Consider the following 26768-nt stretch of genomic DNA (forward strand, 5'->3'; position numbering starts at 1 on the left):
GCGCGCTGCGCTGCCCCGGCAGGCGGCCCGTCGCGTACAGCTCCGGCTTCGCGCCGTCCGTCGACAGGGACGCCGACGGCGCCAGGGCGCTCGCCGCGGCCGTACGGCGGGCCTGCAGCGGCACCGGGGCGTGCTCCGGCGGCACCGGCGACGGTCCGGTGGCACCGGACGGGCCGACGGGGCCGTCGTGGTCACCGGGCTTGTCGCCCTGCGGGCGCCGGGCACGGTACGCCGCCCGGTACGCCGCCGGGGACGAACCGAGCTGGCGGCGGAAGTGCCCGCGCAGCGCCACCGGCGAACGGAAGCCGCAGCGGCCCGCGACCTCGTCCACCGAGTAGTCCGACGTCTCCAGCAGCCGCTGCGCCTGCAGCACGCGCTGAGTGATCAGCCACTGCAGGGGAGCGCTCCCGGTGAGCGAACGGAACCGGCGGTCGAACGTACGACGGCTCATGTACGCCCGTGCCGCGAGCGTCTCCACGTCGAACTGCTCGTGGAGGTGCTCCAGCGCCCAGGCGACGACCTCGGCGAGCGGGTCGGCGCCGATCTCCTCCGGTAAAGATCGATCGAGGTAGCGCTCCTGGCCGCCCGATCGCCGCGGCGGGACGACGAGACGCCGGGCCAGGGCCCCTGCCGCCTCGTTGCCGTGGTCCGTCCGCACGATGTGCAGACAGAGATCGATCCCGGCCGCGGTGCCGGCCGAGGTGAGTACGTCGCCGTCGTCCACGAAGAGCTCTCGTGGGTCGACGTGGGCGGACGGATAGCGCTTGGCCAGCGTCGGCGCGTACATCCAGTGCGTGGTGGCCGGCCTGCCGTCCAGCAGGCCGGCGGCGGCCAGCACGAAGGCACCGGTGCACAGCCCGACGATACGGGCGCCCTCTTCGTGCGCTCGGCGCAGTGCGTCGAGCGCCTCCTCCGGCGGCGGTGAGGTGATCGAACGCCATGCGGGCACGACCACCGTGCCCGCCCGCGAGATCGCCTCCAGGCCGTTCGGTGCGGTGAGTTCCAGGCCCCCTGTGGTCCGCAGTGGGCCTTCCTCGCCCGCGCACACCAACAGGCGGTAGCGCGGTACGCCGGCGTCCTGGCGGTCGATCCCGAACACCGACAGCGGTATGGAACTCTCGAAGATGGGGCCGCCGCTGAACAGCAGCACCGCGACGATCTCCTTGCGGCGTCGCCCGGAGAGTTTCCGGGCCGCGGCATCCGGCGCGGCGGTGGAGTCGTGGCTCATACTGCTAAGCCCCCCTCGGTGGTCGCGGCTCCTCGGTTGTGTCGCTCCTGCACGTTTCCCCTTGGTCCTGCACGAGTCCCCCGCCGTAAGACAGTCATGATCGAATCTACTGCGTCGCGTGGTGCCGGCGTGACCAGTTCGCCATCCGGCACATTGTCGACATGGCAACTTGGCGTGAAGCATTCGATCACGAAGCGTTGCACTCTCGTGCCGTGCAGGGAAGTACGCCTCGCCCCAGTGGCTGGTCCACGTAGGGTGCGCGCGACCCCTGGACCCCTTTCCGCGCAGGTCGAACGGGGGGTGGAGGGGTGTTCGGCCAAGGGATGTGCGGGTGGCCGAAGTTGGCTGAAAAGATACGGGGGTGTGCGCGGAAACCGGTCAGCCGACCGGCGTACTCGGGCCGGAGTTCCGTCCGCCCCCGCGCGCCCCGGAAGCGGATCGTCCGTGTCGGGCGCGGTGGGGGGTGTGATCTTCGGCCACCGGGCGGGTGGGGCGGGGCGTACGGGATGTACGGGCCCTGCGGGTGGCGCGGGTTGTGCGCGTCGCGCCGCGTTCGGACTGGCGGAGGAGGATGCGGCAGACGCCGGTCACCGCGGCGAGGCCCAGGGCGGTGCCCGCGGCACCCGCGAGTGAGGTACCGAACCAGACGAGGACGACCGGGACGAGGACGCAGCTGAAGACCGCCCAGCGGACCACGTCCGTGGCGGTGTGGTCGGGGTGCTCCGGGGGCGTGGCCCCGGGGGCGTGGGCAGGAGCGGGGGCGGCGGAGGACTGGGGTGCGGTGCGGGGGGCTGGCACGGCTTGCTCTCTTCTGACTCCCTCGGGGTCGGCTTACCGGGGTTCAACGCGTGTTCGAGCCGTCGGTCACTGGTACCGCGGCGTTTGCGTTGCCGCGGGGCGGGGTTTCGCTCACCGGAGCTCGCGGCCTGCGGGGCGACTGCCCAAGTCGGGGAGGGCTAAACGGCTCCCGGGCCACGGGGGGCGGTTGTTCGCGACGGTGCCGGGTGCGGTGGTGGGGCTTTCGTCGTGTGAAGTTCGTTCCTGTGTAAACCGGCTGTACGTGGCAGCAACCATTGCGTTGTGGGCGGGGGGTCGTGCATGCTCCCTGGAACCCCGTGCAAGCCGGTGCGGGATCTGGGCGGAGGAGGCGTGCGGCCGTACCCTTGGGGGTATGGGGTCGGGAAGATGATTCCCGGACACAGCTCTGCCGCACACTGACGTCCCATCCACGTCGTCCCACCCACGAGGATCCAAACGTCGAGACACCCATGGCCGGTCACGAATTCTTCGACTCCGCGGACCGCAAGCGGAGGCCCGTCGCCGATCCCACGGCGGCCGACCCCCTGGCGGCGGAAGAGACACGCCCCACCTGCGACCCCGCCTTCAAGCATGGCGTCGTCGTCGGTTTCGACGGTTCCACGTCCAGCGAGCGCGCCCTCGCGTACGCCATCGGCATGGCCCGCCGCTCCGGCTCGGGCCTGATCATCGTGCACGTGGCCAATCGGCTGCCGACCACCGTGTGGGCCGGCTGCGAGCCGCCGGTCTTCGTCGATGTCCCCGATCACCGCACCGAGGTCCTCGGGCTGGAGCTGGCCTGCGCCGACTACCTCGCCGAGGTGCCCTGGATCCTCGTCGAGCGTGGTGGTGACATCTGCCATGAACTCGAAGAGGTGGGGCGCGAGTACGAGGCCGACGCGATCGTCGTCGGGTCCACGCACGGGATCGTCGGACGGATCTTCGGCTCCGTCGCCGGGCGGCTCGCCAAGCGGGCGCAGCGGCCGGTCATCGTCATCCCCTGAGCTCGCCGCCCTTCCGTAACCGCCCGTCGGTCCAGGTGGGATGAACCGTGGGCGATTTCCGTCTCCCTTCCTTCCGTCTTCCGTGGACGCATGAATCTACTGGCGCGTAGGGGTGTTTGTGTCCTTGTGAAGGGCATATACCGGTCGCCGGTCTCCTGGCCGTGACCGCCTGGCCGACGGTGAGCCTCCGGCGTGCGAGGCGTGCTGCCGGCCGGGGTGTGACGGCCACCGGGTGATGGCAGCCGGCGCCGGGGGTTGGGCGTCCCCGGCGTGCTCGAGCGGACCCCCTGTGAACGGCGGCATCACATGGGGGTCCGCTCTGATGTGTGGCCTCTGCGGGCGCGGCCCCGGAAAGGACTCGGCTACTCCACCGTCACCGACTTCGCCAGGTTCCTCGGCTTGTCGATGTCCCGACCCAGGGCCAGCGCCGTGTGGTAGGCGAGGAGTTGGAGGGGGATGCCCATCAGGATGGGGTCCAGCTCGTCCTCGTTCTTCGGGACCACGATCGTCTGGTCCGCCTTCTCCTGCTCCTGGTGGGCCACGGCGAGGATCTTGCCCTGGCGGGCCTTGATCTCCTCCAGGGCGGCGCGGTTCTTCTCCAGGAGGTCGTCGTCGGGGACGATGGCGACCGTGGGGAGGGCGGGCTCGATGAGGGCCAGCGGGCCGTGCTTGAGCTCGGAGGCGGGGTAGGCCTCGGCGTGGATGTAGGAGACCTCCTTGAGCTTGAGGGAGGCCTCGCGGGCGACCGGGTAGCCCCGGACGCGGCCGATGAAGAGCATCGAGCGGGCCTCGGCGAACTGCTCGGCCAGCTTCTTGATCTCGTCCTCCTGCTCCAGCATCTCGGAGATCTGCGCGGGGAGCCTGCGCAGGCCCTCGATGATCCGCTTGCCGTCGCGGACGGAGAGGTCGCGGGTGCGGCCGAGGTGGAGCGCCAACAGGGCGAAGGCGACGGTCGTGTTGGTGAAGCACTTCGTCGAGACGACGCAGACCTCGGGGCCCGCGTGCACGTAGATGCCGCCGTCGGCCTCTCGGGCGATCGCCGAGCCGACCACGTTCACCACTCCCAGGACCCGCGCGCCCTTGCGCTTCAGTTCCTGGACGGCCGCCAGCACGTCGTACGTCTCGCCGGACTGGGAGACGGCGATGTAGAGGGTGTCGGGGTCGACGACCGCGTTGCGGTAGCGGAACTCGGAGGCCGGCTCGGCGTCCGCGGGGATGCGGGCGAGCTCCTCGATCATCTGGGCGCCGATCATGCCGGCGTGGTACGAGGTGCCGCAGCCGAGGATCTTCACACGGCGGATCTGGCGGGCCTCGCGGGCGTCCAGGTTGAGGCCGCCGAGGTGCACGGTGGAGAAACGGTCGTCGATACGGCCGCGCAGCACACGGTCCACGGCCTCGGCCTGCTCGTGGATCTCCTTGTGCATGTACGTGTCGTGGCCGCCCATGTCGTACGAGGCCGCCTCCCACTCCACGGTGGTGGGCTCGGCCGTCGTACGGGTGCCCTCCGTGGTGTACGTGCGGAAGTCGTCGGCCTTGAGGGTGGCCATCTCGCCGTCGTCGAGCGTGACGACCTGGCGGGTGTGGGCGACCAGGGCCGCTATGTCCGAGGCGACGAACATCTCCTTCTCGCCGATGCCGAGGACGACCGGGGAGCCGTTGCGGGCCACCACGATGCGGTCGTTGAAGTCGGCGTGCATGACGGCGATGCCGTACGTGCCCTCGAGGATGCGGACCGCCTGGCGGACCTTCTCCTCCAGGGTGGTGGCCTGGGAGCGGGCGATGAGGTGGGTGATGACCTCGGTGTCGGTCTCGGAGAGGAACTCGACGCCGTCCGCCTCCAGCTTCCTGCGCAGCTCGGCGGCGTTGTCGATGATGCCGTTGTGGACGACGGCGACCTTGTTGTCGGCCGACATGTGCGGGTGGGCGTTGACGTCGGACGGAGCGCCGTGGGTGGCCCAGCGGGTGTGGGCGATGCCGGTGGTGCCCTTGAAGCGCGCGGGGACCTTGGCCTCCAGATCACGGACCCGGCCCTTGGCCTTGACCATCTTCAGGCCCGCCGTCTTGGGTGACGTCACGACGATGCCCGCCGAGTCGTAGCCCCGGTACTCCAGGCGCTGCAGGCCCTCCAGAAGCAGCGGTGCCACATCACGCTTGCCGATATAGCCGACAATTCCGCACATATATAGGTGTCCCGTTTCCCTTGACTCTTGCTTGGTGGTCGGTCAGCCGTAGACCATGCGGCGCAGCTGTCTGAGCGTGAGCTCGGGCGGTGCGACCGCGCGGTACTTCAGGTCCGCCTCGATCCGTTCGAAGATCGCCGTGTTGACCAGGCCCTGGGCCTGGAGTTCGCGGTGGCGGCGACGGACGTAGTCCTCGGTCGTCTCGTCGAAGTACGCGAGCACGTCTTGAATCACACGCAGCGCCTCGCCCCGGTTCAGGGGCGTGGTCCGCGTCAGATGATCAACAAGTTCGTCGTGCACCCGGTAGATCCTGAGGTACGAGCGATGGTTTCGCAAGAATCCTGCCCGATTTCGGGCAGCTCCCTGTTATTGAACCTTGGGAGAACGTTGAAACTGTTATGAGCCGCTGTTCGGAAGCCGTCCATCCGGTGGCCCGCAGTCCGTCGCCTGCGGCGACGATTTTCAGACGCCATGGACATTCCTCGCATGGGCGTACCCGAGCGGCTCGCCGACCGCATGAGCATGGCCGAGCAGCACGAGTACCTGCGCGCCCGGTTCTCCCGGCGCTCGATGATCAGAGGCGGGGCCGTCACGCTGGGCGCCGTCACCGGTGGCGTGTTCGTCACCGGCCCCGCGGCCCAGGCCGCCACCGCCGCCGCCCGGGCCGCCGTACCCGCCCAGGCCGCGACGCGCACCGAGCACGTCGACGGCTCCCTCGTCGCCCCCTTCGGCCGCCACCTCGCCTACGGCAACGACCCCCGCACCGAGATCAGCGTCTCGTGGCAGGTGCCGGTCGCCGTCAAGAAGCCGTTCATCCGGATCGGCGCCCACCCCCAGGACCTCTCCCGCAGGATCGAGGCCGAGGTACGCGCCCTGTTCACCCCGGCCGGTGTCGGCGCGAGCGGCAACCACACGCAGTACTACGTGCACGCCGCGCTCACCCACCTCAAGCCCGGCCGCACGTACTACTACGGCGTCGGCCACGCCGGCTTCGACCCGGCCGAACCGCACCTCCTCGGCACCCTGGGCACCTTCACCACCGCCCCCGCCCTCCCCCACTCTCGGCTTCGCTCGAGCGGGGGGACCCCCATGGCGCCGTTCACCTTCACCGCCTTCGGCGACGAGGGCGTCGGCTATCACGGCCTCGCCAACAACAGCCTCCTCCTCGGCCAGAACCCGGCCTTCCACCTGCACGCCGGCGACATCGCGTACGGTGACCCGGCCGGACAGGGCAAGACCTCCGACACCGGCTTCGACTCGCGGATCTGGGACCAGTTCCTCGCCCAGACCGAGTCCGTCGCCAAGTCCGTCCCCTGGATGCCCGCGTACGGCAACCACGATATGGAGGCCTGGTACTCGCCCAACGGCTACGGCGGCGAGGACGCCCGCTGGAACCTCCCCGACAACGGGCCGGACCCCAAGAACCTCCCGGGCGTCTACTCCTTCGTCTACGGCAACACGGCGGTCGTCTCGCTCGACGCCAACGACATCTCCTTCGAGATCCCGGCCAACCTCGGCCTCTCGGGCGGCACCCAGACCAAGTGGCTGGAGGGCCGGCTGAAGAAGTACCGGGCCGCGAAGGACATCGACTTCATCGTCGTCTTCTTCCACCACTGCGCCTACTGCACCTCCACCGCGCACGCCTCGGAGGGCGGTGTGCGCCAGGAGTGGGTGCCGCTGTTCGAGAAGTACGGCGTGGACCTGGTGATCAACGGCCACAACCACCAGTACGAGCGCACGGACGTCATCAAGGCGGGCAAGGTCGCCAAGAAGCTGCCGATCGGCGGCACGGCCTACCCCGAGAGCGAGGGCGTGGTGTACGTCACGGCGGGTGCGGCGGGCCGCAGCCTGTACGCGTTCAGCGCGCCGCAGTCGTACAAGGGGCACGAGAACGAGGTCGAGTCGGTGGCCTCCTTCATCAACACCAAGGGCGGGAAGGTCGACGAGACGGTCACCTGGTCGCGCGTGCGCTACCTCGACTACTCATTCCTGCGGGTGGACGTGAAGCCCGCGCCGAAGGGGCACCTCGCGACCCTGACCGTGCGCGGCATCGCCGAGACCGGCGAGGAGGTCGACCGCTTCACGGTGGCCCGCCGGGCGAAGTAGGGCCTCGGGCGCGCCCCGAGGGCGGGGCGCACGCTCAGGCCCACACAGGCGGTCCTCACAGGCGTTTGAGGACCGCCTGCTTGGCCATCGTGAACTCCTCGTCCGTCAGGACGCCCGACTTGTGGAGTTCCCCCAGTTCGCGCAGCCGGCGCAGCAGGGCGTCGTGGTCGTCCTCGGTGCGGGCGGGCGTGGGCCGGGGTATGGGTTCGGCGGCGGGACGCGGTGGTGGTACGTCCTCGACGGCCGCCGACGGGTGCGGGAGGCGGGCCTGGACCGCCGCCGCGACCAGGGCCATCAGCGGGTCCTTCTTGAAGCCCCACAGCTCGACGGAGTTCGCGTCGTACTTGGGCGGGGCCTTGGTCGGCGCGTTCCGCGGGGTGAAGCGGAGGTAGCCGTTCTCCAGGCCGGCCGAGGGGTGCCACTCCACGGCCTCGATGTCCCGCAGCGCCAGCTGCCGGGTCCCGGCGGCGGCCTTGGAGTCCTCCGTCTTCCAGTTCCACTCCAGCCGTACGTGCTCCCCGTCGAAGCTCGCGGTGCCGTCCCCGGCGGAGACCGAGAGCGGGACGGCGGGGCCGGGCAGCAGATAGGCGTCGACCGCGTCCGTCGGCACCTCGTCGAGCAGCAGCGCGTTGCGGATCTCGTCCACGAAGTACTCGGCGACGCCGTACCGGTCGGAGTCGACGCTCAGCTGGTACGGGTCGTCGGCGTCGGTGAGCCGGCCGCCGGTGGCCTGGAGGAGAGGGTCGGAGCCGTCGCGCAGCCTGAGGCGCAGCCGCCCCGACTTCTTGCCCTGCTCGAAGGAGATGCCCGCCAACGCGCCCAGCGGGACCGTGAGTTCGCCCAGGGTCTTGCGGAGCAGGCTCACGCTCTTGTCCCGGCCGGGGGTCAGGCGCAGGGTGTCGCCGTCGAAGGTCCAGGTGCCGTCCCGCTGGAGGATTTCCGCCGCCATGAAGGTGATTGTTCCATCGGGGGTGGGAGGGTGGGCTGGACCTGCGTGTGTTCTCGCCTCCGCCGCCCCTGCCCGTCCCATCCCACAGGGGCTGCGCCCCTTACGGGGCGACGGGCACCTCGGAGGACCGTACTCCGAGGTGCCCGTCTGCTTGTGCGGGGCCGTGGCTACAGGCCCGCTATGGGGTTCTTCAGGGTGCCGACGAGTTGCAGCGCGCCCGCCGGGTCCGCCAGGTCCACCATCTGCTTGTTGTTGCGCAGTTGGAGGCGGTTGAGGCAGGAGAGGGCGAACTCGGGGACGAACATGTCGTACTGGGCGAACTTGTCGGCGAGTTCGGGCATCGAGTGCTGGTAGTCGCGGACGGTCTCGGCGACCGTGCGCCAGAAGTCCTCCTCCTCCAGGACGCCCTCGTCGGCGAGGTTCGACGCCAGGAAGCGGAAGAAGCAGTCGAAGACGTCCGTGAAGAGGGACAGGAGCTTCTTGTCCTCGGGGACGTCGACGCGGAGGCGTTCGACCGCCGGCGGGAGCACCGCCTCGGGGTCCATGACCGCGATCTCCTCGGCGATGTCCTTGTAGATCGCCCGCTCGACGACACCGTCCTTCAGCACGAGGATGACGTTCTCGCCGTGCGGCATGAAGACCAGGTCGTAGGCGTAGAAGCAGTGCAGGAGCGGGGTGAGGTACGCCTTGAGATAGCGGCGCAGCCACTTTGTGGGGGGCAGGCCGGAGCGTTCGATCAGTGCCGCGGCGAAGCCCCTGCCCTCGTGGTCGACGTGGACCAGGGACGCCATGGTCGCCAGGGACTCGCCCTCCTGCAACCCGGCGACCGGGCTCTCGCGCCACAGCGCGGCCAGCATCTTGCGGTACGGGGAGTACTTGTCGGTGGCGGCCTCGTACTCCAGGTGCCGGTAGCCGACGGCGGCGCGCTCGCGGATGATCGACAGGCCCGTCGACTTGAGCACCGGGTCGCTGTCGATGAGCTGGGCCAGCCAGTCGTTGATCGCCGGGGTCGCCTCCATGTACGCCGCCGAGAGGCCGCGCATGAAGCCCATGTTGAGGACGGACAGGGCCGTCTTCACGTAGTGCTTCTCGGGGCTGGACCGGTTGAAGAACGTCCGGATCGACTGCTGGGCCAGATACCCGTCGTCCCCCTCGCCGAGGCAGACCAGGTGCTGCTGGGCGACCTCGGCGGCGAAGGTGACGGTGAGCTTGTTCCACCACTGCCAGGGGTGGACCGGGATGAAGAGATAGTCGGCGGGGTCCAGCTCCAGGTCGGTGAGGACGGAGTGGAAGCGGGCGACCGTCTCCGCGCCCAGCTCCTCCCGCAGGAACGCCTCGTACTCGATGCCCACACCCGCCGTGAACGCCGCCCGGGAGCGGTGCGCGGCCAGCCAGACCAGCCGGACCGGGCTCGCGGTCTCGGGGGCGTACGACAGGTACTCGTGGACGCCGAAGCCGAGGCGGCCGTTGTTGGCGACGAAGCAGGGGTGGCCCTCGGTCATGCCGGTCTCGATGGCCTGGAAGCCGCCGTCGACCAGCTCGGCGACCGGGGTCTGCGGCTTGGTGAGCTTGTAGCAGGTGCCGGAGAGGGTGGAGGAGATCTCCTCCAGGTAGACCGGCAGGATCTCGTCGCTCAGGCCGAGGGACCGCTTCAGCTCGATGAAGAAGTCCAGCGCGGCCGGCGGGAGGTCGACGCCGTCTCGTTGACGGGAGATCGAGTCGGCGTCGACCTGCCAATGGTCGAGGGCACGGATCACTGCCGTGAAGGTGTACCGGGTCAGGCCGTCGTCGCTGTGTACGACGTACCGCTCCCCGTCCTTCTCCGGGGTGATCAGCCGCTCGTGGGCGAACTCGGCGAGGGCCTTGCGGAGCAGCAGGCGGTTGGCCCGTGCCCAGCGGTGGGGGGACAGATGCGCCACGGCATCGGACAGGGTCATACGGTGACTCCTCGGGCGGCCAGGCTGTGCCTTGTAAAGAACTGGTCGCGGGTGCAGAAGCTGAGCAGGGCCCGCTTCTCCGGCTTGTCGATCTCGCGCTCGGGGACGAAACCGACGACTTCGTTGAGGGCGTGGACCGCCTTGTTGGAGACGTCCGGCTCGACGACGACCCGGTGGGTGGCCGGGTCCTCGAAGAGGTGCGCCATCACAGCGGTGATCACGGACCTGGTGAACCCGTGCACCGGGGTGTCCGTCGGCGGTACCAGGAAGTGCATGCCGACGTCGCCCGGCTCGGGTTCGTACAGGCCGACCAGTTCACGGTGGGCCGGGTCGTACTTCTCCATGAGGAAGGCGGGCTCGCCGTCGAGCAGCCCCAGCAGGGCGTGGTGGTGCGGGTCCGCCGCGATCTCCATGTACGCGCGCTCGACATCCTCCAGTTTGGCGTCCTGCATCATCCAGTAGGCCGCCTTGGGGTGCGTGACCCAGGTGTGCAGCAGCTCGGAGTCCTTGAGCGGGTCGAGGGGGCGGAACGTGAAGGTCATACGGCGAACTCCTGGAACGCGATCGTCTTCTCGACCGGGTAGTACTCCGTGCCGAGCAGCTCGCGGATGATGTACGAGTTCCGGTACGCGCCCATGCCCAGGTCGGGCGAGGTGATGCTGTGCGTGTGGACGCCCGCGTTCTGCAGGAAGACCCCGCGCCCGGTGGTGTCGATGGCGTAGTTGCGGGCCACGTCGAAGCGGCCGTGGCCGTCGAAGACGAGCCGGTCGTGGATCGGGGCGAGGAAGGCCGGCGGCCGGTAGTGGTAGCCGGTGGCCAGGACCAGACCCTCGGTCTCGATCTCGAAGTCCTTGCCCTGCTCCTCCTGGCGCAGCCCGAGGACGTACCGCCCGTCCTCATGAACGGCGCTGTTGAGGGACGAGTTGGTGAGCAGCCGGGTCGGGACCGGACGGCCCCCGCCGCTGACGTTCTTCTGGTACAGCAGGTCGAAGATCGAGTCGATCAGCTCCGAGTTGATGCCCTTGAACAGCCCCTTCTGCTGCTTCTCCAGCCGGTAGCGGGTCTCCTCGGGCAGCGCGCGGAAGTAGTCGATGTAGTCCGGGGACGTCATCTCCAGCGTCAGCTTGGTGTACTCCAGCGGGAAGAACCGCGGGGAGCGGGTGACCCAGTTGAGCTGGTAGCCGTGGACGTCGATCTCGGAGAGGAGTTCGTGGTAGATCTCCGCGGCGCTCTGGCCGCTGCCGACGATCGTGATCGACTTCTTCGTCTGCAGCTCCGCCTTGCGGTGCATGTACTGCGCGTTGTGGAAGAAGTCACCGCCCAGGCCCTCGCAGGCCTCCGGGACGAACGGGACGGTGCCGGTGCCGAGCACGAGGTGCCGGGCGCGCAGGACATCGCCGTCCGCCGTCTTCACGGCGTAGAGCTCGTCCTCGTACGTCACCTCGGTGACCGTCGTGCCGAAGCGGACGTTGCTCAGCTTGTCGGCGGCCCAGCGGCAGTAGTCGTCGTACTCGACCCGGAGCGGATAGAAGTTCTCACGGATGTAGAACGAGTACAGTCGGCCGGACTCCTTGAGGTAGTTGAGGAAGGAGTACGGGGACGTCGGGTCGGCCAGGGTGACCAGGTCCGACATGAACGGGGTCTGGAGGTGGGCGCCGTCGAGGAACATGCCCGAGTGCCACTCGAAGTGCGGCTTGGAGTCCAGGAAGATCCCGTCGAGTTCGGCGATGGGCTCGGTCAGACAGGCGAGGCCGAGGTTGAAGGGTCCCAGTCCGATGCCGATGAAGTCGTAGGTCCTCACGGCGGATTCAGGAAGCGCGGTCAAGGGATTCTCCCAGGTACTGCTCGGCGTGGCCGGCGATCAGATCGAGTACGGCGGCGATGTCGTCGGCCGTGGTCTCGGGGTTGAGCAGGGTGAACTTCAGATAGTGGCGACCGCCGACCTTGGTGCCCGCGACCACCGCGTCACCGGAGGCGAACAGGGCCTTGCGGGCGTACAGGTTGGCGCGGTCGATCTCAGCCGGGTCGGTGACGGCCTCGGGGATGTAGCGGTAGACCAGCGTGGACAGCTGGGGCTCCACGACCACGTCGAAGCGCGGGTCGGCGGCGAGCAGTTTCCAGCCCTCCTGCGCCAGGTCGCACACCTCGTCGAAGAGCTGCCCGACACCGTCGGCGCCCATCGTGCGCAGCGTCATCCACAGCTTGAGCGCGTCGAAGCGGCGGGTGGTCTGCAGGGACTTGTCGACCTGGTTGGGGATGCGCTCGGTGACCATGCGGCGCGGGTTGAGGTACTCCGCGTGGTAGGTGGCGTGGCGCAGGGTGGCGCCGTCGCGGACCAGGACGGCCGACGAACTCACCGGCTGGAAGAAGGACTTGTGGTAGTCCACGGTGACGGAGTCGGCCCGCTCGATGCCGTTCAGCAGTTCGCGGCGCTTGAGCGAGACCAGCAGCCCGCAGCCGTACGCCGCGTCCACGTGCATCCACGCCCCGTACTGGGCGCACAGCTCGGCTATCTCGGGCAGCGGGTCTATGGAGCCGAAGTCGGTGGTGCCGGCGGTGGCGACGACGGCCATGGGGACGAGGCCGTCGTTCTCGCAGCGCTCCAGTTCGCGGGCGAGGGCGACGGTCTGCATGCGCTTGTTGCCGTCGACGGGGATGGACACCACCGCGTCCTGGCCGAGGCCCAGCAGTTTCGCCGACTTCTTCACACTGAAGTGGCTGACCTCGGAGGCGAAGACGCGCAGTTCGGCCGCACTGTCGGTTTTGGCCTCCTCCCGGGCCAGCAGCAGCGCCTGGAGGTTGGACTGGGAGCCGCCGGAGGTGAACACGCCGTCGGCGGCGTCGCCGAAGCCGACGCGCTCGTTGGTCCAGTCGATCAGTTTGCGCTCGATGAGCGTGCCGCCGGCCGACTGGTCCCAGGTGTCGAGCGAGGAGTTGACGGCGGAGAGGACGGCCTCGCCGAGTACGGCCGGGATGACGACCGGGCAGTTGAGGTGGGCGAGATAGCGCGGGTGGTGGAAGTAGATCGCGTCGCGGAGGTAGACGTCCTCCAGCTCGTCGAGGACCGCGGCCGTGTCGTGCAGCGGCTTGTCGAGGTCGATCTGCTCGATGGTGGGGGAGAGGGCGTCGACGGTGACACCGGTGAACGGTCGGTCGGTGGTGGCGAGTTTGGCCGCCACCCGCTCCACGCCTTCGGTCACGGTGCGGCGGTACCGCTCCGCGGTCGTGTCATTGAGCAGGTGCGAGCGCATGGGGAGGTCCTCCGAGCGGGGCAGTGCGGGCGGGACGGAGAGGTGAGGTGTGGGGGGCGGAATCACATCGTCCAACTTAGGTAAGGCTAACCTAACTAACACTCCGGAAATCCTGACTCCCCCGTGACTGTCATCACGTCAGAAACGCGCGTGACTCGGTTTATTGGCGACGCCCCCGCGCTAGCCGTCGCCGCGCTCGCGCAACTGCTCCTCGGTCAGGCCCTCACGCCAGTAACCGACGAACGTCACCCGCCGCTTGTCGATCCCGCGCTCCCGCACGAGATGCCGGCGCAGCTCCTTGACCCGCCCGGACTCCCCGGCGATCCAGGCGTAGGGCAGCGAGTGGGGCGGCAGTTGGGCGTCCCGGATCGCGTCGAGGGCGGCCGGGGCGCCTTGGGCCCGCACCAGCCAGGTGATCTCGGCGTCGGCGTCGGTCACCAGGTCCTGGATGTCCTCCGCGTGATGGACCTCCAGCCACACCCGGGCCGGCATACCGGCGGGCAGCGACTCCAGGATCGCGGAGGCGGCCGGAAGGGCCGTGTCGTCACCCTGGATCAGCACCAGGTCGGTGTCCTGCGGCGGCCGGAACCGGATGGCCCGGTTGTCGGCGACGGCGGGCCCCAGCAGGAGAACCCGGTCACCGGGAGCGGCGGTGGAGGCCCACCGCGACGCGGGCCCGGCGGGCACGGCGGCCTCCGGCTCGACGCCGTGCAGCACGAAGTCGATGTCGATCTCGTCGGGATCACGCCGTAGGTCCCGCAGAGTGTACGACCGCATCACGGCCCGTACGCCGTCGGGCAGTTCACGCCATCCCTGCCACCATCCGTCGCCGAGTCCGATGGGCACGACGGGGGCGTCCTGCCCCGGATGCGGCAGGAAGAGGGACAGCGACTGGTCTCTCCCGTCGGAGTGGAAGTGCCGCAGTTCGTCTCCGGCGAACGAGACCCGGACAAGAGACGGCCCCAGCCGCCGAGTCCGAACAACCTGAAGGGAGAAGAACCGGAAGGGGGCGGCTACGGCCGTCGTCATCAGGGGGCTCCTGAGTGTGCGTCAGGGGGCTTGTGAAGGAAGGGCCGCGCCCGGGGAACCCAGGGGCGCGGGGCTGTGACATATGCGGCTCCGCCGCGTGGGCGCGACCAGCCGCAACCGGCCCGCGGCTCGCCCGCCACCCGCTGACCCACGGCGATGGGAGCGGCCCTCTCGGCGGAGCGCCTAGCTGACCTTCTTGGCGTTCTCGATCGCTTCCGCCAGCTCCTCGAGCAGCGGCGCGCACTTGTCGTAGGACAGAATCGGCTCGGGGTTGCGCCCGATCACCTGCCCGGCCTTCACGGCGGGCAGCGCCTTCCACGTGGCCTCGGTGATGTCAGCGGGCTGGATGGCCGACGTGCGGTTGTCCATGATGATGACGTCCGCGTCGTACTTGTCGACGTTCTCCCAGCTGAGGTTCTCGAACCAGCCCCCGCTCGCCTTCAGCGCGGCAGCGCTCGGCTCGACGAAGTTCACGCCGAGGGCCTTGTAGTACTCGAGGTCGATGGAGAGGTTCGAGCCGGAGACGTAGAAGATGTCCTGGCTGGCGGAACCGGCGAGCACCTTGATGTCGGGCTTGGCCTTGCAGGCCGCGCGCAGCCGGGCGGCGGCGTCCTCGAACCGCTTCTTCGCGGCGGTGATCTTCTCGGACTCCACGTCCGCGCCGAGCGACTTGGCCAGCTCCAGCACACGCTGCAGCGGCTCGGTCATCTGACGGTCGTACGCGGAGATGCCGACGCTCTGGGCGAGCTTGGCGATCTTGTCCTTGGAGGCCTCGGGGACGTACCAGAGGGTGCCGGCGTCGTCGAACATCGTCGTGATGAGGACGTCGGGGGAGAGGGCGGCGTACTTCTCGATCTTGAACTCGTCCCAGACGTTGCCGATGATCGTGACCTTGCTGATGTCGAGGTCGCCGGCCTGGACGTCGGCCTTGCCGTCCTGCGTCCTGGTGGGGCCGAAGACGCCCTTGACGTCGATGCCGTAGTCGTACAGCGCGGCGGCGACACCCACGAACGCGACGATGTTCTGGGGGGTCTTGTCGAGCTTCACTGTCGTGCCGCGGTCGTCCTTGAACGTCCAGGGGCCCGACTTGGCGGCAGCCGTCTCCTTGTCGGAGCCAGTGCTGCTGCTCGACTCCTCGTCTCCGCAGGCGGCGAGGGCGGCACCGAGACCGAGTGCGCCACCGGCGGCGAGGATGCCACGGCGGGTGAGGTGAGCGGCTCTGGCGTTGGACATGTGTATGGCTACTTTCGAACGGGGCGGCGAACGCCCGAGGGTGAGTTCGAAGGTAGGTTAGCCTAACCTCACCACTTGTCCAGAGGGTGGTTCCAAGTGAGGGAATGCCCAGGTCGACGCCTGCCCCAATCTTTGAATTCCCTGTGAATCGAAGGCTGGTGGGGAAATTTAGGGTTCAAAGATCCCTTGAGTCGCTGGTCATCTCGCGGATGCGAAGGCGTGGCCGACAGGGTGCGGGAGTACGTCGAAGGGCCCGACAACCGTGTCGCAGACGGCTGTCGGGCCCTTGTGAGGGGCCTCGAAGGGGATTCCGGTAGATGGAATTCGGCCTCAGCCCACGAGCCCCAACTCCCGTGCGATCAGCATCCGCTGGACCTCACTCGTGCCCTCGCCGATCTCCAGGATCTTGGAGTCGCGCCACATACGGGCCACGGGGTACTCGTTCATGAAGCCGTAGCCGCCGTGGATCTGGGTGGCGTCGCGGGCGTTGTCGACGGCGATCGTGGAGGAGTAGAGCTTCGCGAGGGCGGCCTCCTTCTTGAAGGGCTCGCCGGAGACCAGACGCGAGGCCGCGTCGCGCCATGCCAGCCGGGCCGTGTGCGCCTTCATCTCCATGTCGGCGATCTTGAACTGGATCGCCTGGTTGGAGCCGATCGGCCGGCCGAAGGCCTTGCGCTCCTTCGCGTACTTCACCGACTCGTCCACACACCCCTGGGCGAGCCCTGTGGCCAGCGCCGAGATCGCGATACGGCCCTCGTCGAGGATGCGCAGGAACTGGGCGTAGCCACGGCCGAGTTCACCGAGGAGGTTGTCGGCGGGGACCCGTACGTCGTCGAAGGACAGCTCGCGGGTGTCCGAGGCGTTCCAGCCGACCTTGGAGTACGGGGCCGCCACCGTGAAGCCGGGGGTGCCCGACGGGACGATGATCGAGGAGATCAGCGGCTTGCCCTCCGGGGTGCGGCCCGTCACCGCCGTGACCGTGACCAACCCCGTGATGTCCGTGCCCGAGTTGGTGATGAAGCACTTGCTGCCGTTGATCACCCATTCGTTCGTCGACTCGTCCAGGCGGGCGGTGGTGCGGGTGGCGCCCGCGTCGCTGCCGCCGTCCGGTTCCGTCAGCCCGAACGCGCCCAGGATCTCGCCGGAGCACAGACGCGGCAGCCACTGGCGCTTCTGGGCCTCGGTACCGAAGAGATGGATCGGCATCGCGCCCAGGGAGACCCCGGCTTCGAGAGTGATGGCCACGGACGAGTCCACCCGGGCCAGCTCCTCCAGCGCGATGCCGAGGGCCAGATAGTCGCCGCCCATGCCGCCGTACTCCTCCGGGAACGGCAGCCCGAAGAGCCCCATGCGGCCCATCTCGCGGACGATCTCGTACGGGAACTCATGGCGCTCGTAGAGGTCGCCGATCTTGGGCGCGACGACCTCGTGCGCGAACTCCTCGACCGTACGGCGGAGTTCTTCCAGTTCGGGAGAGAGGTGGTGGTCCATGGGGTCACTCCTGGTGGGAGAGGGCTCGTACGGTGCGGGACGGGCTGGGTCGGCCCAACTGCCCGGCCATCCACACGCTCGTGGCGGTGAGACGGTCGAGGTCGACGCCGGTGTCGATGCCGAGGCCGCGCAGCATCCACACCAGGTCCTCGGTGGCGAGGTTGCCGGTGGCGGACTTGGCGTACGGGCAGCCGCCGAGGCCCCCGGCGGAGGCGTCGACCGTGGTCACGCCGAGCCGCAGCGCCGCGAGGGTGTTGGCGAGGGCCTGGCCGTAGGTGTCGTGGAAGTGCACGGCCAGCGTGTCCACGGGGGTGCCCCGGCCGGTGAGTTCGGTCAGCAGGGCCTCCACATGGCCCGGGGTCGCCACCCCGATCGTGTCGCCCAGGCTCAGCTCGTCGCAGCCCATGTCGAGGAGCGCGCGGCAGACCCGTACGACCTGGGGGATCGGGACGGGGCCCTCCCACGGGTCGCCGAAGCACATCGAGAGATAGCCGCGCACATGGCCGCCCTCGGCCTTCGCCCGCCCGACCACCGGCTCGAACATGGCCAGCGCCTCGTCGACCGTCCGGTTGAGGTTGGCCTTGGCGAAGGACTCCGTCGCGCTGGCGAAGACGGCGACCCGGCGGGCGCCGAGCGCCAGGGCGCGGTCCAGGCCGCGCTCATTGGGGACGAGGACCGGCAACGCCACCGGCAGATCGCTGATCTGCGGGAACAGCTGCTCCGCGTCGGCCAGTTGCGGCACCCACTCGGGGTGCACGAAGCTCGTCGCCTCGATGGTGGTGAGGCCCGCGTCGGCGAGCCGCCGGATGAACTCGGCCTTCACCTCCGTCGGCACGGTCGCCTTCTCGTTCTGCAGGCCGTCCCGGGCGCCGACCTCGTGGATACGGACGCGCGCGGGGAGCCCTGCGGACGGTACGGCCATGGGGAGCCCTTGAGCAGTCACTCCGCCACCTCCTCGTGCGGTGCGATCACGGCCAGCACCTGGTCCATGGCGACCGTCGTGCCCGGCGACACGTCCAACTCGGCGACGGTGCCGGCGTGCGGGGCGGAGATGACGTGCTCCATCTTCATCGCCTCCACCACCAACAGGCTCTGACCGGCGGTCACCTCATCGCCGACGGCCACCTTCACCACGGTGACGGTGCCGGGCATGGGGGCGGTGAGGGAGTCGGCGCCGGAGTGCGCGGACCGGTTGAGGGACGCCGCCACCGGGTCGTGGTCGCGCACGTGCCAGGCGTCGCCGTCGCGGCCGATCCAGTCGGCGGCGCGGTGGAACGTGTGGCGGACGCCGTCCAGGGTCACGGACACCCGGTCGTCGGTGACGGTGTGGGTGCCCCGGAGCCGGTGAGTGACGGGTTCGAGTCCCGCTGCTCGCAGATCGAAGGCCGGCGGCTTCGGTTCGCCGCCGAGCCGCCAACCGCTCGGCTTCGCGAACGGGTCGGTCCAGCCGTCCGTAGTCGGCTTCAGCTCCTCCAGCCGCACGGCCGCAGCCGCCTCGTACACCTCCTCCGGTACGTCGGTGGAGACCAGCCCCTCGACCTCCCGCTCGACCAGCCCGGTGTCCAACTCGCCCGCCACCACCGCCGGATGGGCCAGCAGCCTTCGCAGGAACCCGGCGTTCGTCTGCACGCCCAGCGTGACCGTCTCGGCGAGGGCCGCGCGGAGTTTGCGGAGGGCCGTCGCGCGATCGGGGCCGTACGCGATGACCTTGGACAGCATCGGGTCGTACAGGCTGCCGACCTCGGTGCCCTCGCTGAGCCCGGAGTCGGTGCGTACGCCGTCGCCCTGGGGTTCGCGCAGCCGCAGGACCGTCCCCCCGGAGGGCAGGAAGCCGCGTGCCGGGTCCTCCGCGCAGATGCGGGCCTCGATCGCGTGGCCCGTCAGCCGTACGTCCTCCTGCCGGAGGGACAGCGGCTCGCCCGCCGCCACCCGCAGCTGCCACTCCACCAGGTCGAGTCCGGTCACCAGCTCGGTGACCGGGTGTTCGACCTGGAGGCGGGTGTTCATCTCCATGAAGTAGTACGTGGCGGGGTCGCCACCCGGCACGATGAACTCGACCGTGCCCGCGCCCCGGTACCCGCATGAGCGGGCCGCCTGGACCGCCGCCTCGCCCATCGACGCGCGCGTGGCCTCGTCGAGCAGGACGCTCGGCGCCTCCTCGATGACCTTCTGGTGGCGGCGCTGGAGGGAGCACTCGCGTTCGCCGAGGTGGAGGACGTTGCCGTGGCCGTCGGCCAGGACCTGGATCTCGATGTGCCGGGGGCGGTCGATCCAGCGTTCGACGAGGAGGGTGTCGTCGCCGAAGGAGGCGCGGGCCTCGCGCCGGGCGGCGGCGATCTCGTCGGCCAGCACGGCCGCGTCCCGCACGAGCCGCATGCCCTTGCCGCCGCCGCCCGCGCTGGGCTTGAGCAGCACCGGCATACCGATCCCGTGGGCGGCCTCGGCCAGCTCCGCGTCCGTGAGCCCGCTGCCGCTCGACCCCGGCACCACCGGCACCCCGGCCGCCCGTACCGTCTCCTTGGCGCGGATCTTGTCGCCCATGAGGGAGATGGCGTCGGCGGGCGGGCCGATGAAGACGAGGCCCGCGGCGGCGCACGCCCGCGCGAACTCGGCGTTCTCCGCGAGGAAGCCGTACCCCGGGTGGACCGCCTGGGCGCCGGTGCGGGCCGCCGCCTCCAGCAGGCGCTCGGCCGAGAGATAGCTCTCCGCCGCCGGCGCCGGGCCGATCCGTACGGCGGTGTCGGCCTCGCGTACGTGCCGGGCGTCGGCGTCCGCGTCGCTGTACACCGCCACCGAGCGCACGCCCAGCGACCGCAGCGTACGGATGACGCGGACGGCGATCTCGCCGCGGTTGGCCACGAGCACTGTGTCGAACATGGTCATCGCCTGAGACATCTGAGGCATCTCTGCGGTCCCCCTCACATCCGGAAGACGCCGAACTGGGGCTCGCCCAGGGGCGCGTTGGCGCACGCGGTCAGGGCCAGGCCCAGTATCTGGCGGGTCTCCAGCGGGTCGATGACGCCGTCGTCCCAGAGGCGGGCCGTCGCGTAGTAGGCGTTCCCCTGGCGCTCGTACTGCGCACGGATCGGGGCCTTGAAGGCCTCCTCGTCATCCGTGGGCCAGTCCTCGCCGCGCGCCTCCAACTGGTCCCGTTTGACGGTCGCGAGGACGGACGCGGCCTGTTCGCCGCCCATGACCGAGATCTTGGCGTTGGGCCACATCCACAGGAAGCGGGGGGAGTAGGCCCGGCCGCACATCGAGTAGTTGCCCGCGCCGTAGGAGCCGCCGATCACGACCGTCAGCTTGGGGACGCGGGTGCAGGCCACCGCCGTGACCATCTTGGCGCCGTGCTTGGCGATGCCGCCGGCCTCGTAGTCCCGGCCGACCATGAAGCCGGAGATGTTCTGCAGGAAGACCAGGGGGATGCCGCGCTGGTCGCACAGCTCGATGAAGTGGGCGCCCTTCTGGGCCGATTCGGAGAACAGGATGCCGTTGTTGGCGACGATGCCGACCGGGTGCCCGTGGACACGGGCGAAGCCGGTGACGAGGGTCTGCCCGAACTCGGCCTTGAACTCGGCGAAACGTGAACCGTCGACCACGCGCGCGATGACCTCGCGTACGTCGTACGGGGTGCGGGAGTCGACCGGTACGACGCCGTAGAGCCCGTACGGGTCGGCCTTGGGCTCCACCACGGGGGCGACCTTCCAGGGCAGGGCCCCGCGCGCGGGGAGCGTGGCGACGATGTTCCGCACGATGCGCAGGGCGTGGGCGTCGTCCTCGGCGAGGTGGTCGGTGACGCCGGAGATCCGGGAGTGGACCTCGCCGCCGCCCAGCTCCTCGGCGGTGACGACCTCGCCGGTGGCGGCCTTCACCAGCGGGGGGCCGCCCAGGAAGATCGTGCCCTGGCCGCGCACGATGACGGCCTCGTCGCTCATGGCCGGGACGTACGCGCCGCCCGCCGTGCACGAGCCGAGGACCGCCGCGATCTGCGGAATCCCCGCCCCCGACATGCGCGCCTGGTTGTAGAAGATCCGCCCGAAGTGCTCGCGGTCGGGGAAGACCTCGTCCTGCATGGGGAGGAAGGCGCCGCCGGAGTCGACCAGGTAGAGACAGGGGAGGCGGTTCTCCAGGGCCACCTCCTGCGCGCGCAGATGCTTCTTCACGGTCATCGGGTAGTACGTGCCGCCCTTGACGGTGGCGTCATTGGCGACGACGACGCACTCGCGGCCACTGACCCGGCCGATCCCGGCGATCACCCCGGCCGCCGGTGCCTGCCCGTCGTACATCCCGTCGGCGGCGAGGGGCGCCAGCTCCAGGAAGGGCGAGCCCGGGTCGAGGAGGGTGTCGACCCTGTCCCGCGGCAGCAGCTTGCCGCGGGACGTGTGCCGGGCGCGCGCCTTCTCGCCGCCGCCGAGCCGGGCGGCGGCCAGCTTGGCGCGCAGCTCCTCGCCCAGCGCGCGATGCGCGGCCTCGTTGGACCGATAGGCCTCCGCCGCGGGGTCGGCCGCGGTCGTCAGCTCCGGTGCCTGGTCCATCGTGCGGTCCCCTCACCCAGTGGTCGCCTGTTAATGAGCGTTAACGCGTTTCCCTCAGGTTAACGACCGCTAACCTCCCTGTCTAGAATTGCCTCCATGGCCACCAGAACCGACGCCCCCACCCGCCGCGACCAGATCCTCAAAGAGGCCGCCCGCCTCTTCGCCGAACGCGGCTTCCACGGCGTCGGCGTCGATGAGATAGGAGCCGCCGTCGGCATCAGCGGCCCCGGTCTCTACCGTCACTTCGCGGGCAAGGACGCGATGCTCGCCGAGCTGCTGGTGGGCATCAGCGGGCAGCTCCTCACCGGGGCGAAGCGCCGGCTGGCGGAGGCCGACGGCGGGGCGGGGCGGGAGGCCGCCGGGGGTGCCGCGAAGGTCGCCGTGCGCGACCCCGAGGCCGTCCTGGACTCCCTCATCGAGGGCCACATCGACTTCGCCCTCGACGACCGTCCCCTCATCACCCTGCACGACCGCGAGCTGGACCGCCTCCGCGACAGCGACCGCAAACTGGTCCGCCAGCTCCAGCGGCAGTACGTCGAACTGTGGGTCGGGGTGCTTCGGGAGGTGTACCCGGGGCTGACCGAGCCCGCGGCCCGCTCGGCGGTCCACTCGGTCTTCGGCCTCCTGAACTCCACACCGCACCTGGGCCGACCGGGGTCCCTGCCGGGCCGGGCGGCCACGGCCGAGCTGCTGCACCGGATGGCCCGGGGGGCGTTCGCGGCGGCGGTGCCCGCGGCCGGGTGACGCGGGGCCGGACCGTGGATCGCCGGGCGGTGCGAGTGGCGTGACGAGCGTTACGTCCTCGGCTCTCTGGACGGGTGTCGCTACTCGCCGGTACGCTGCCTGAGCAAGCGCTTAGCCGTGGGGGCTCGTGACCATCGACCGAGGAACCCGACGGTGGGCGACCACATCCGTGAGGGCGGCGCCGGTTCAAGGCGCAGAAAGGGGCCGGCCGTGCGCCGTACGGTGTTCAACGAGGATCACGAGGCGTTCCGGGAGACCCTGCGGGCCTTCATCGAGGCCGAGGTCGTGCCCGTCTACGACGAGTGGTTCGAGGCCGGCCAGGCGCCGCGCGACTTCTACTACAAGCTCGCCGAGCTGGGCGTCTTCGGCATCCGCGTGGACGAGGAGTACGGCGGCGCCGGCATCGACTCGTACAAGTTCGAGGCCGTCCTCTACGAGGAGACCGCCCGCGCGGGCGTGACCTTCGGCGGCTCCGGCGTGCACGTACTGCTCGGCCTGCCGTACATCAAGATGCTCGCCACCGACGAGCAGAAGAAGCGGTACCTGCCGAAGTTCGTCTCCGGCGAGGAGATGTGGGCCATCGCGATGACCGAGCCGGGCACCGGCTCCGACCTCGCGGGCATGAAGACCACCGCCAAGCTCAGCGAGGACGGCACGCACTACGTCCTCAACGGCGCCAAGACCTTCATCACCGGCGGCGTCCACGCCGACCGCATGATCGTCTGTGCGCGTACGGCCGCGCCCACCGCCGAGGACCGCCGCCACGGCATCTCCCTCTTCGTCGTGGACACCAAGGCCGAGGGCTACTCCGTCGGCCGCAAGCTCGACAAGCTCGGCCTGAAGACCTCCGACACCGCCGAGCTGGCGTTCGTCGACGTCAAGGTCCCCGCCGAGGACCTCCTCGGCGAGGAGCACAAGGGCTTCTACTACCTCGGCCACAACCTCGCCTCCGAGCGCTGGGGCATCGCCTACGGCGCGTACGCGCAGGCCAAGGCCGCGATCCGGTTCACCAAGCAGTACGTCAAGGACCGCATAGTCTTCGGCCAGCCCGTCGCCGCCTTCCAGAACACCAAGTTCGAGCTGGCCGCCTGCCAGGCCGAGGTGGACGCCGCCGAGGCCGTCGTCGACCGCGCCACGGAGGCGCTGGACGCCGGCGAGCTGACCCCGGCCGAGGCCGCCTCCGCCAAGCTCTTCACCACCGAGGTCGCCCACCGCGTCATCGACCGCTGCCTCCAGCTCCACGGCGGCTACGGCTTCATGAACGAGTACCCGATCGCCCGCCTCTACGCCGACAACCGCGTCAACCGCATCTACGGCGGCACCAGCGAGATCATGAAGTCGATCATCGCGAAGGACATGGGCCTGTAAGGACACGGGCCTGTAAGGACACGGGCCTGTAAGGACACGGGCCTGTAAGGTCCTTGGAATTACTCGCCGGTAGAAAAGGCCTCATGAGCCAGGCACCACTTCAGGATCTCCTCGATCTGCTCGACCTGGAGCAGATCGAGGAGAACATCTTCCGCGGCCGGTCCCGCCCCGCCATCGTCCCGCGCGTCTTCGGCGGACAGGTCGCGGCACAGGCGCTCGTCGCCGCCGGGCGCACGGTCCGCCCGGACCGGCTCGCCCACTCGCTGCACGCGTACTTCCTGCGCCCCGGCGACCCCGGCGCGCCCATCGTCTACAACGTCGACCGCATGCGCGACGGCCGCTCCTTCACCACCCGCCGGGTCGTCGCCGTCCAGCACGGCAAGCCGATCTTCGCGCTGTCCGCCTCCTTCCAGCTGCACGAGGAGGGGCTGGACCACCAGGCCCCGATGCCGCCCGCACCCGACCCCGCCACGCTGCCGCCCTCCGAGGAACGGCTCCGCGCCTACGCCCACCTCGACCCCGTGGTGGTCGAGAAGTTCCTGGAGGCGCGCCGGTCGGTCGAGCTCCGCTACGTCGACGACCCGCCCTACGGCCGCTTCGGCGAGCCCCGCGAACCCCACTCCCAGGTGTGGTTCCGCGCCAACGGCAAGCTCGACGACGACCCCCTGCTGCACGTCGTCCTCGCCACGTACGTCTCCGACATGACGCTGCTCGACTCCATCCTGCTCGCCCACGGGCGCGGCGGCTGGGCGGTCGGCGACGTCGTCGGGGCCTCGCTCGACCACGCGATGTGGTTCCACCGCCCGCTCCGCGCCGACGAATGGCTCCTGTACGACCAGGAGTCCCCGTCCGCGTCCGCCGGCCGCGGTCTCGGCCAGGGCCGCATCTACACCCGGGACGGCCGCCTCGCGATCTCGGTGATCCAGGAGGGGGTCGTACGGGCGCCGAGGGCTGCCGCCTCGTAGGACCGCGCCGGCCGGCCCGGGCGACCGGTCCTACCGGTCCTACTGGTCCGTGAGCCCCGCCTGGTCCAGCAGGTACGCCGTCATCGGGTCGTAGTAGCGGGGGCTGACCACGTGGTCGTCGAGGGGGACGGCGACCTGGAGGGTGCCCTCGGACTCGGCGAGGAAGAGGGCGGGGTCGTTGGAGTCCGCGTAGCCGACGGCGTCGATGCCGAGCTGGCCGGCGCAGCCCGCCCAGCCGTGGTCGGCGACGACCAGGTCGGGCAGCGGGCGCCCGGCGCCCTCCAGGCCCCGGAGGATCGCGCGCATCGGCTCGGGGGAGTGGGTGTGCCAGAGGGTGGCGCCGTGTTCGAGGACGGCGACGTCCGCGAACTGCATCACGTACCCCTCCTCGGTCTGCAGCCCGTCCGGGATCACCACGATCTCGCAGCCGGCCGCGCGCAGCGCCTGGGCCGTGGCCCGGTGCACGTCGAGGAGGCCGCCGGGGTGCCCGGTGGCGAACAGCACCCGCTGCTCGCCGTCGGCCGCCTTGCGCAGCCGGGCCGCCATGCGCTCCAGCGCGTCGACCGTCAGATCCGGGTCGATGGTGTCCTGGCCGTAGCGGTACCCGGGGTCGTCGTTCACGCCGGCCCGCTCCGCCATCACGGCCAGGACGTCCTGCTCGTCGCTCCAGCGGTCGCCGAGCTCCAGGCCCAGCCAGTAGTGGCGGTTGCCGTTGGCCAGTTCGCGGTAGTGGGAGAGGTTGTTCTCGCGGGGCGTGGCGACGTCGCCCGCGATACGCGTCCGTACGAGGTGCTCGACGAGCTCGGCGCGGCTGGGGGTCCCGGATATCGGCATGAGTCCATTGTGAGGCAGACAACTGCGGGAGTCTCCGCCGTCGTTGCCGCTGCGACCTGCGTCACTCCTGGGGGCGGTCGTCTCAGTGGGCCCGTAGCGCGAACCAGAGCTCCATCCGTACGTCCGGGTCGTCGAGGTCCCTGTTCAGCAACGCGGCGCAGCGGGCGACGCGTTGGCGGACGGTGTTGCGGTGGACGGAGAGGGCCACGGCGGTGCGGTCCCAACCGCCGTGCAGGGAGAGCCAGGTGCGGAGGGTCTCGATGAGGGCGGGGGAGGCGGCGAGCGGGGCCAGGAGGGTGCGGGCGTGGGCGGTGGCGTCGTCCGCCGGGATCAGATCGGCGAACGCGGTACGGCCGCCGTGCCGGACCAGCGCCGTACGGGTGGCCCTCGCCCGGGCCAGCGCGCGGGCGGCCTGCGCGTCGGCGGACGCCCACGCGTCCGGCGCGGCCGGGGCGCTCACCCCGCACGTCCAGCCCGGCTGGGCGGTGACCTCGCGGCCGGCCGGGACGAGCACCCGTACGACGTCGCCGTGGGCGTCGACCAGCGAGGAGCCGAGGCTCGCGCCGAGCGCGGCGGCGGAGACGGCGTCCGGTGGCGGGCCGTCCCCGGCGGGGAGGGCGTGTACGACCAGCCAACGGGCGCCGGACGCGGTGGGGCCGTCGCATCTTTCGCGGGCGCCCTTCTCGCCACGAGCGCCGTCGGCTTCTCCTCCCGGCCTCACACCGATGTCGTCGCCCAGCAGCGGCGCCACCTCCTCGGGCGCCGCCCCGAGCAGCAGCCGTACGAGCGCCGACGTACGGGCCGCGCCCGTGCCGCTGCGTTGCTCCCCGGTGAGCAACGACAACAGCACCGCGGCGACGGAGGCGATGGTGTGGTCGCCGGGATCGCGGCGCGGCGTGGCGACGGCGAGGGCGAAGCCCTGCCCGGCGCCGAGGGCGTAGGCGGCGAGGTGCGTGCCGCCGACGGTGTCGGTGGCGGAGGCGGAGGCGGGGGTGGGGGTGGGGCCGAGGGCGGTACCCGAGCCGGGAACGCCGCCCGGCCCCGGCAGGCCACCCGGTCTCACGACCGCCGCCAGGTCCGCCAGGGCGGTCGGTGTCGGTGCCGGGCCCGCCGCCGCCA

Annotated in this window: 22 protein-coding genes; 5 read left to right on the forward strand and 17 right to left on the reverse strand. The window is 70.3% G+C overall.

Going from position 1 to position 26768, the window contains the following annotated elements; translation table 11 throughout:
* The coding region (locus STRIP9103_RS15710) for a helix-turn-helix domain-containing protein (protein ID WP_009312414.1) at nucleotides 1-1228 on the reverse strand (1228 nt) is incomplete at its 3' end.
* Nucleotides 1229-1606: 378 nt separating this feature from the next.
* Entirely contained in the window at nucleotides 1607-2026 is a 420-nt protein-coding gene (locus tag STRIP9103_RS15715; protein ID WP_411572408.1) for a hypothetical protein, read from the reverse strand.
* Between the two features lie 470 nt (nucleotides 2027-2496).
* On the opposite strand from STRIP9103_RS15715, the gene STRIP9103_RS15720 reads away from it, so the two are divergent.
* Nucleotides 2497-3027, forward strand: coding sequence for a universal stress protein (locus STRIP9103_RS15720; RefSeq protein ID WP_009312408.1), 531 nt, complete (start codon nucleotides 2497-2499; stop codon nucleotides 3025-3027).
* Nucleotides 3028-3389: 362 nt separating this feature from the next.
* Here STRIP9103_RS15720 and glmS read toward each other — a convergent pair whose 3' ends face one another.
* A complete protein-coding gene (glmS, locus tag STRIP9103_RS15725) occupies nucleotides 3390-5207 on the reverse strand; it encodes a glutamine--fructose-6-phosphate transaminase (isomerizing) (RefSeq protein WP_009312432.1) in 1818 nt (605 codons plus the stop codon).
* Between the two features lie 42 nt (nucleotides 5208-5249).
* On the reverse strand, nucleotides 5250-5507 hold the full coding sequence (locus STRIP9103_RS15730; RefSeq protein WP_009312422.1) for a hypothetical protein: 258 nt from the start codon (nucleotides 5505-5507) through the stop codon (nucleotides 5250-5252).
* Between the two features lie 186 nt (nucleotides 5508-5693).
* Here STRIP9103_RS15730 and STRIP9103_RS15735 point away from each other — a divergent pair, with 186 nt between their 5' ends.
* A complete protein-coding gene (locus STRIP9103_RS15735) occupies nucleotides 5694-7313 on the forward strand; it encodes a purple acid phosphatase family protein (RefSeq protein WP_009312401.1) in 1620 nt (539 codons plus the stop codon).
* Nucleotides 7314-7368: 55 nt separating this feature from the next.
* On the opposite strand, the gene STRIP9103_RS15740 is transcribed toward STRIP9103_RS15735, so the two are convergent.
* The 11 genes from STRIP9103_RS15740 to STRIP9103_RS15790 all read right to left on the reverse strand — a co-directional run bounded on the left by STRIP9103_RS15740 (nucleotide 7369) and on the right by STRIP9103_RS15790 (nucleotide 21738).
* A complete protein-coding gene (locus tag STRIP9103_RS15740; RefSeq protein ID WP_009312417.1) occupies nucleotides 7369-8262 on the reverse strand; it encodes a DUF4429 domain-containing protein in 894 nt (297 codons plus the stop codon).
* A gap of 167 nt (nucleotides 8263-8429) precedes the next feature.
* On the reverse strand, nucleotides 8430-10199 hold the full coding sequence (locus STRIP9103_RS15745; RefSeq protein ID WP_009312404.1) for an IucA/IucC family protein: 1770 nt from the start codon (nucleotides 10197-10199) through the stop codon (nucleotides 8430-8432).
* Nucleotides 10196-10741 carry a GNAT family N-acetyltransferase gene (locus STRIP9103_RS15750; protein WP_009312410.1) on the reverse strand — a complete coding sequence of 182 codons (546 nt, stop codon included), beginning with the start codon at nucleotides 10739-10741 and terminating at the stop codon, nucleotides 10196-10198. The genes STRIP9103_RS15745 and STRIP9103_RS15750 overlap by 4 nt, the downstream gene beginning before the upstream one ends.
* Nucleotides 10738-12024 carry a lysine N(6)-hydroxylase/L-ornithine N(5)-oxygenase family protein gene (locus tag STRIP9103_RS15755; protein ID WP_048820354.1) on the reverse strand — a complete coding sequence of 429 codons (1287 nt, stop codon included), beginning with the start codon at nucleotides 12022-12024 and terminating at the stop codon, nucleotides 10738-10740. Before STRIP9103_RS15755 ends, STRIP9103_RS15750 begins: the two co-directional genes overlap by 4 nt.
* Nucleotides 12008-13450 (reverse strand): lysine decarboxylase DesA, encoded by a 1443-nt coding sequence (desA, locus tag STRIP9103_RS15760; protein WP_009312397.1) that lies wholly within the window; start codon nucleotides 13448-13450, stop codon nucleotides 12008-12010. Before desA ends, STRIP9103_RS15755 begins: the two co-directional genes overlap by 17 nt.
* A 180-nt stretch (nucleotides 13451-13630) precedes the next feature.
* The gene (locus STRIP9103_RS15765; RefSeq protein WP_009312431.1) at nucleotides 13631-14479 is read right to left on the reverse strand and encodes a siderophore-interacting protein; all 849 of its coding nucleotides are present in this window, start codon (nucleotides 14477-14479) and stop codon (nucleotides 13631-13633) included.
* 183 nt (nucleotides 14480-14662) lie between these two features.
* The gene (locus STRIP9103_RS15770; protein WP_009312398.1) at nucleotides 14663-15712 is read right to left on the reverse strand and encodes an ABC transporter substrate-binding protein; all 1050 of its coding nucleotides are present in this window, start codon (nucleotides 15710-15712) and stop codon (nucleotides 14663-14665) included.
* 330 nt (nucleotides 15713-16042) lie between these two features.
* Complete coding sequence (locus STRIP9103_RS15775; protein WP_009312416.1) at nucleotides 16043-17203, reverse strand: acyl-CoA dehydrogenase family protein; 1161 nt, start codon at nucleotides 17201-17203, stop codon at nucleotides 16043-16045.
* A gap of 4 nt (nucleotides 17204-17207) precedes the next feature.
* Nucleotides 17208-18125, reverse strand: coding sequence for a hydroxymethylglutaryl-CoA lyase (locus STRIP9103_RS15780; RefSeq protein ID WP_048820355.1), 918 nt, complete (start codon nucleotides 18123-18125; stop codon nucleotides 17208-17210).
* A 17-nt stretch (nucleotides 18126-18142) separates the two neighbouring features.
* Nucleotides 18143-20080, reverse strand: coding sequence for an acetyl-CoA carboxylase biotin carboxylase subunit (locus STRIP9103_RS15785; protein ID WP_048820356.1), 1938 nt, complete (start codon nucleotides 20078-20080; stop codon nucleotides 18143-18145).
* Nucleotides 20081-20121: 41 nt separating this feature from the next.
* Complete coding sequence (locus tag STRIP9103_RS15790; RefSeq protein ID WP_009312418.1) at nucleotides 20122-21738, reverse strand: carboxyl transferase domain-containing protein; 1617 nt, start codon at nucleotides 21736-21738, stop codon at nucleotides 20122-20124.
* Between the two features lie 96 nt (nucleotides 21739-21834).
* Between STRIP9103_RS15790 and STRIP9103_RS15795 the strand changes: the two genes are divergently transcribed.
* From STRIP9103_RS15795 to STRIP9103_RS15805, 3 genes are all read left to right on the forward strand, one after another.
* The gene (locus tag STRIP9103_RS15795) at nucleotides 21835-22482 is read left to right on the forward strand and encodes a TetR/AcrR family transcriptional regulator (RefSeq protein ID WP_009312423.1); all 648 of its coding nucleotides are present in this window, start codon (nucleotides 21835-21837) and stop codon (nucleotides 22480-22482) included.
* A gap of 210 nt (nucleotides 22483-22692) precedes the next feature.
* Entirely contained in the window at nucleotides 22693-23850 is a 1158-nt protein-coding gene (locus STRIP9103_RS15800; RefSeq protein ID WP_048820357.1) for an acyl-CoA dehydrogenase family protein, read from the forward strand.
* Between the two features lie 83 nt (nucleotides 23851-23933).
* Nucleotides 23934-24815: an acyl-CoA thioesterase gene (locus STRIP9103_RS15805; RefSeq protein ID WP_009312412.1), complete on the forward strand. Its 882-nt coding sequence runs from the start codon at nucleotides 23934-23936 to the stop codon at nucleotides 24813-24815.
* Between the two features lie 39 nt (nucleotides 24816-24854).
* Here STRIP9103_RS15805 and STRIP9103_RS15810 read toward each other — a convergent pair whose 3' ends face one another.
* Nucleotides 24855-25649 (reverse strand): phosphatase, encoded by a 795-nt coding sequence (locus STRIP9103_RS15810; protein ID WP_009312425.1) that lies wholly within the window; start codon nucleotides 25647-25649, stop codon nucleotides 24855-24857.
* An 82-nt stretch (nucleotides 25650-25731) separates the two neighbouring features.
* Nucleotides 25732-26768, reverse strand: a 1037-nt coding sequence (locus tag STRIP9103_RS15815) for a PucR family transcriptional regulator (RefSeq protein ID WP_009312429.1), incomplete at its 5' end; no start/stop codon positions are given.

Source organism: Streptomyces ipomoeae 91-03 (assembly GCF_000317595.1).
Lineage (GTDB): Bacteria > Actinomycetota > Actinomycetes > Streptomycetales > Streptomycetaceae > Streptomyces > Streptomyces ipomoeae.

Bases quoted from the DNA above. Each gene is read 5' to 3' on its own strand.
- STRIP9103_RS15740 (WP_009312417.1), bottom strand. From the start codon at position 8,262: ATGGCGGCGGAAATCCTCCAGCGGGACGGCACCTGGACCTTCGACGGC.
- STRIP9103_RS15790 (WP_009312418.1), bottom strand. From the start codon at position 21,738: ATGGACCAGGCACCGGAGCTGACGACCGCGGCCGACCCCGCGGCGGAG.
- STRIP9103_RS15805 (WP_009312412.1), top strand. From the start codon at position 23,934: ATGAGCCAGGCACCACTTCAGGATCTCCTCGATCTGCTCGACCTGGAG.
- STRIP9103_RS15775 (WP_009312416.1), bottom strand. From the start codon at position 17,203: ATGGACCACCACCTCTCTCCCGAACTGGAAGAACTCCGCCGTACGGTC.
- glmS (WP_009312432.1), bottom strand. From the start codon at position 5,207: ATGTGCGGAATTGTCGGCTATATCGGCAAGCGTGATGTGGCACCGCTG.
- STRIP9103_RS15785 (WP_048820356.1), bottom strand. From the start codon at position 20,080: ATGTTCGACACAGTGCTCGTGGCCAACCGCGGCGAGATCGCCGTCCGC.
- STRIP9103_RS15780 (WP_048820355.1), bottom strand. From the start codon at position 18,125: ATGGCCGTACCGTCCGCAGGGCTCCCCGCGCGCGTCCGTATCCACGAG.
- STRIP9103_RS15765 (WP_009312431.1), bottom strand. From the start codon at position 14,479: ATGACGACGGCCGTAGCCGCCCCCTTCCGGTTCTTCTCCCTTCAGGTT.
- STRIP9103_RS15770 (WP_009312398.1), bottom strand. From the start codon at position 15,712: ATGTCCAACGCCAGAGCCGCTCACCTCACCCGCCGTGGCATCCTCGCC.
- STRIP9103_RS15795 (WP_009312423.1), top strand. From the start codon at position 21,835: ATGGCCACCAGAACCGACGCCCCCACCCGCCGCGACCAGATCCTCAAA.
- STRIP9103_RS15745 (WP_009312404.1), bottom strand. From the start codon at position 10,199: ATGACCCTGTCCGATGCCGTGGCGCATCTGTCCCCCCACCGCTGGGCA.
- STRIP9103_RS15810 (WP_009312425.1), bottom strand. From the start codon at position 25,649: ATGCCGATATCCGGGACCCCCAGCCGCGCCGAGCTCGTCGAGCACCTC.
- STRIP9103_RS15735 (WP_009312401.1), top strand. From the start codon at position 5,694: ATGGGCGTACCCGAGCGGCTCGCCGACCGCATGAGCATGGCCGAGCAG.
- STRIP9103_RS15750 (WP_009312410.1), bottom strand. From the start codon at position 10,741: ATGACCTTCACGTTCCGCCCCCTCGACCCGCTCAAGGACTCCGAGCTG.
- STRIP9103_RS15720 (WP_009312408.1), top strand. From the start codon at position 2,497: ATGGCCGGTCACGAATTCTTCGACTCCGCGGACCGCAAGCGGAGGCCC.
- desA (WP_009312397.1), bottom strand. From the start codon at position 13,450: ATGCGCTCGCACCTGCTCAATGACACGACCGCGGAGCGGTACCGCCGC.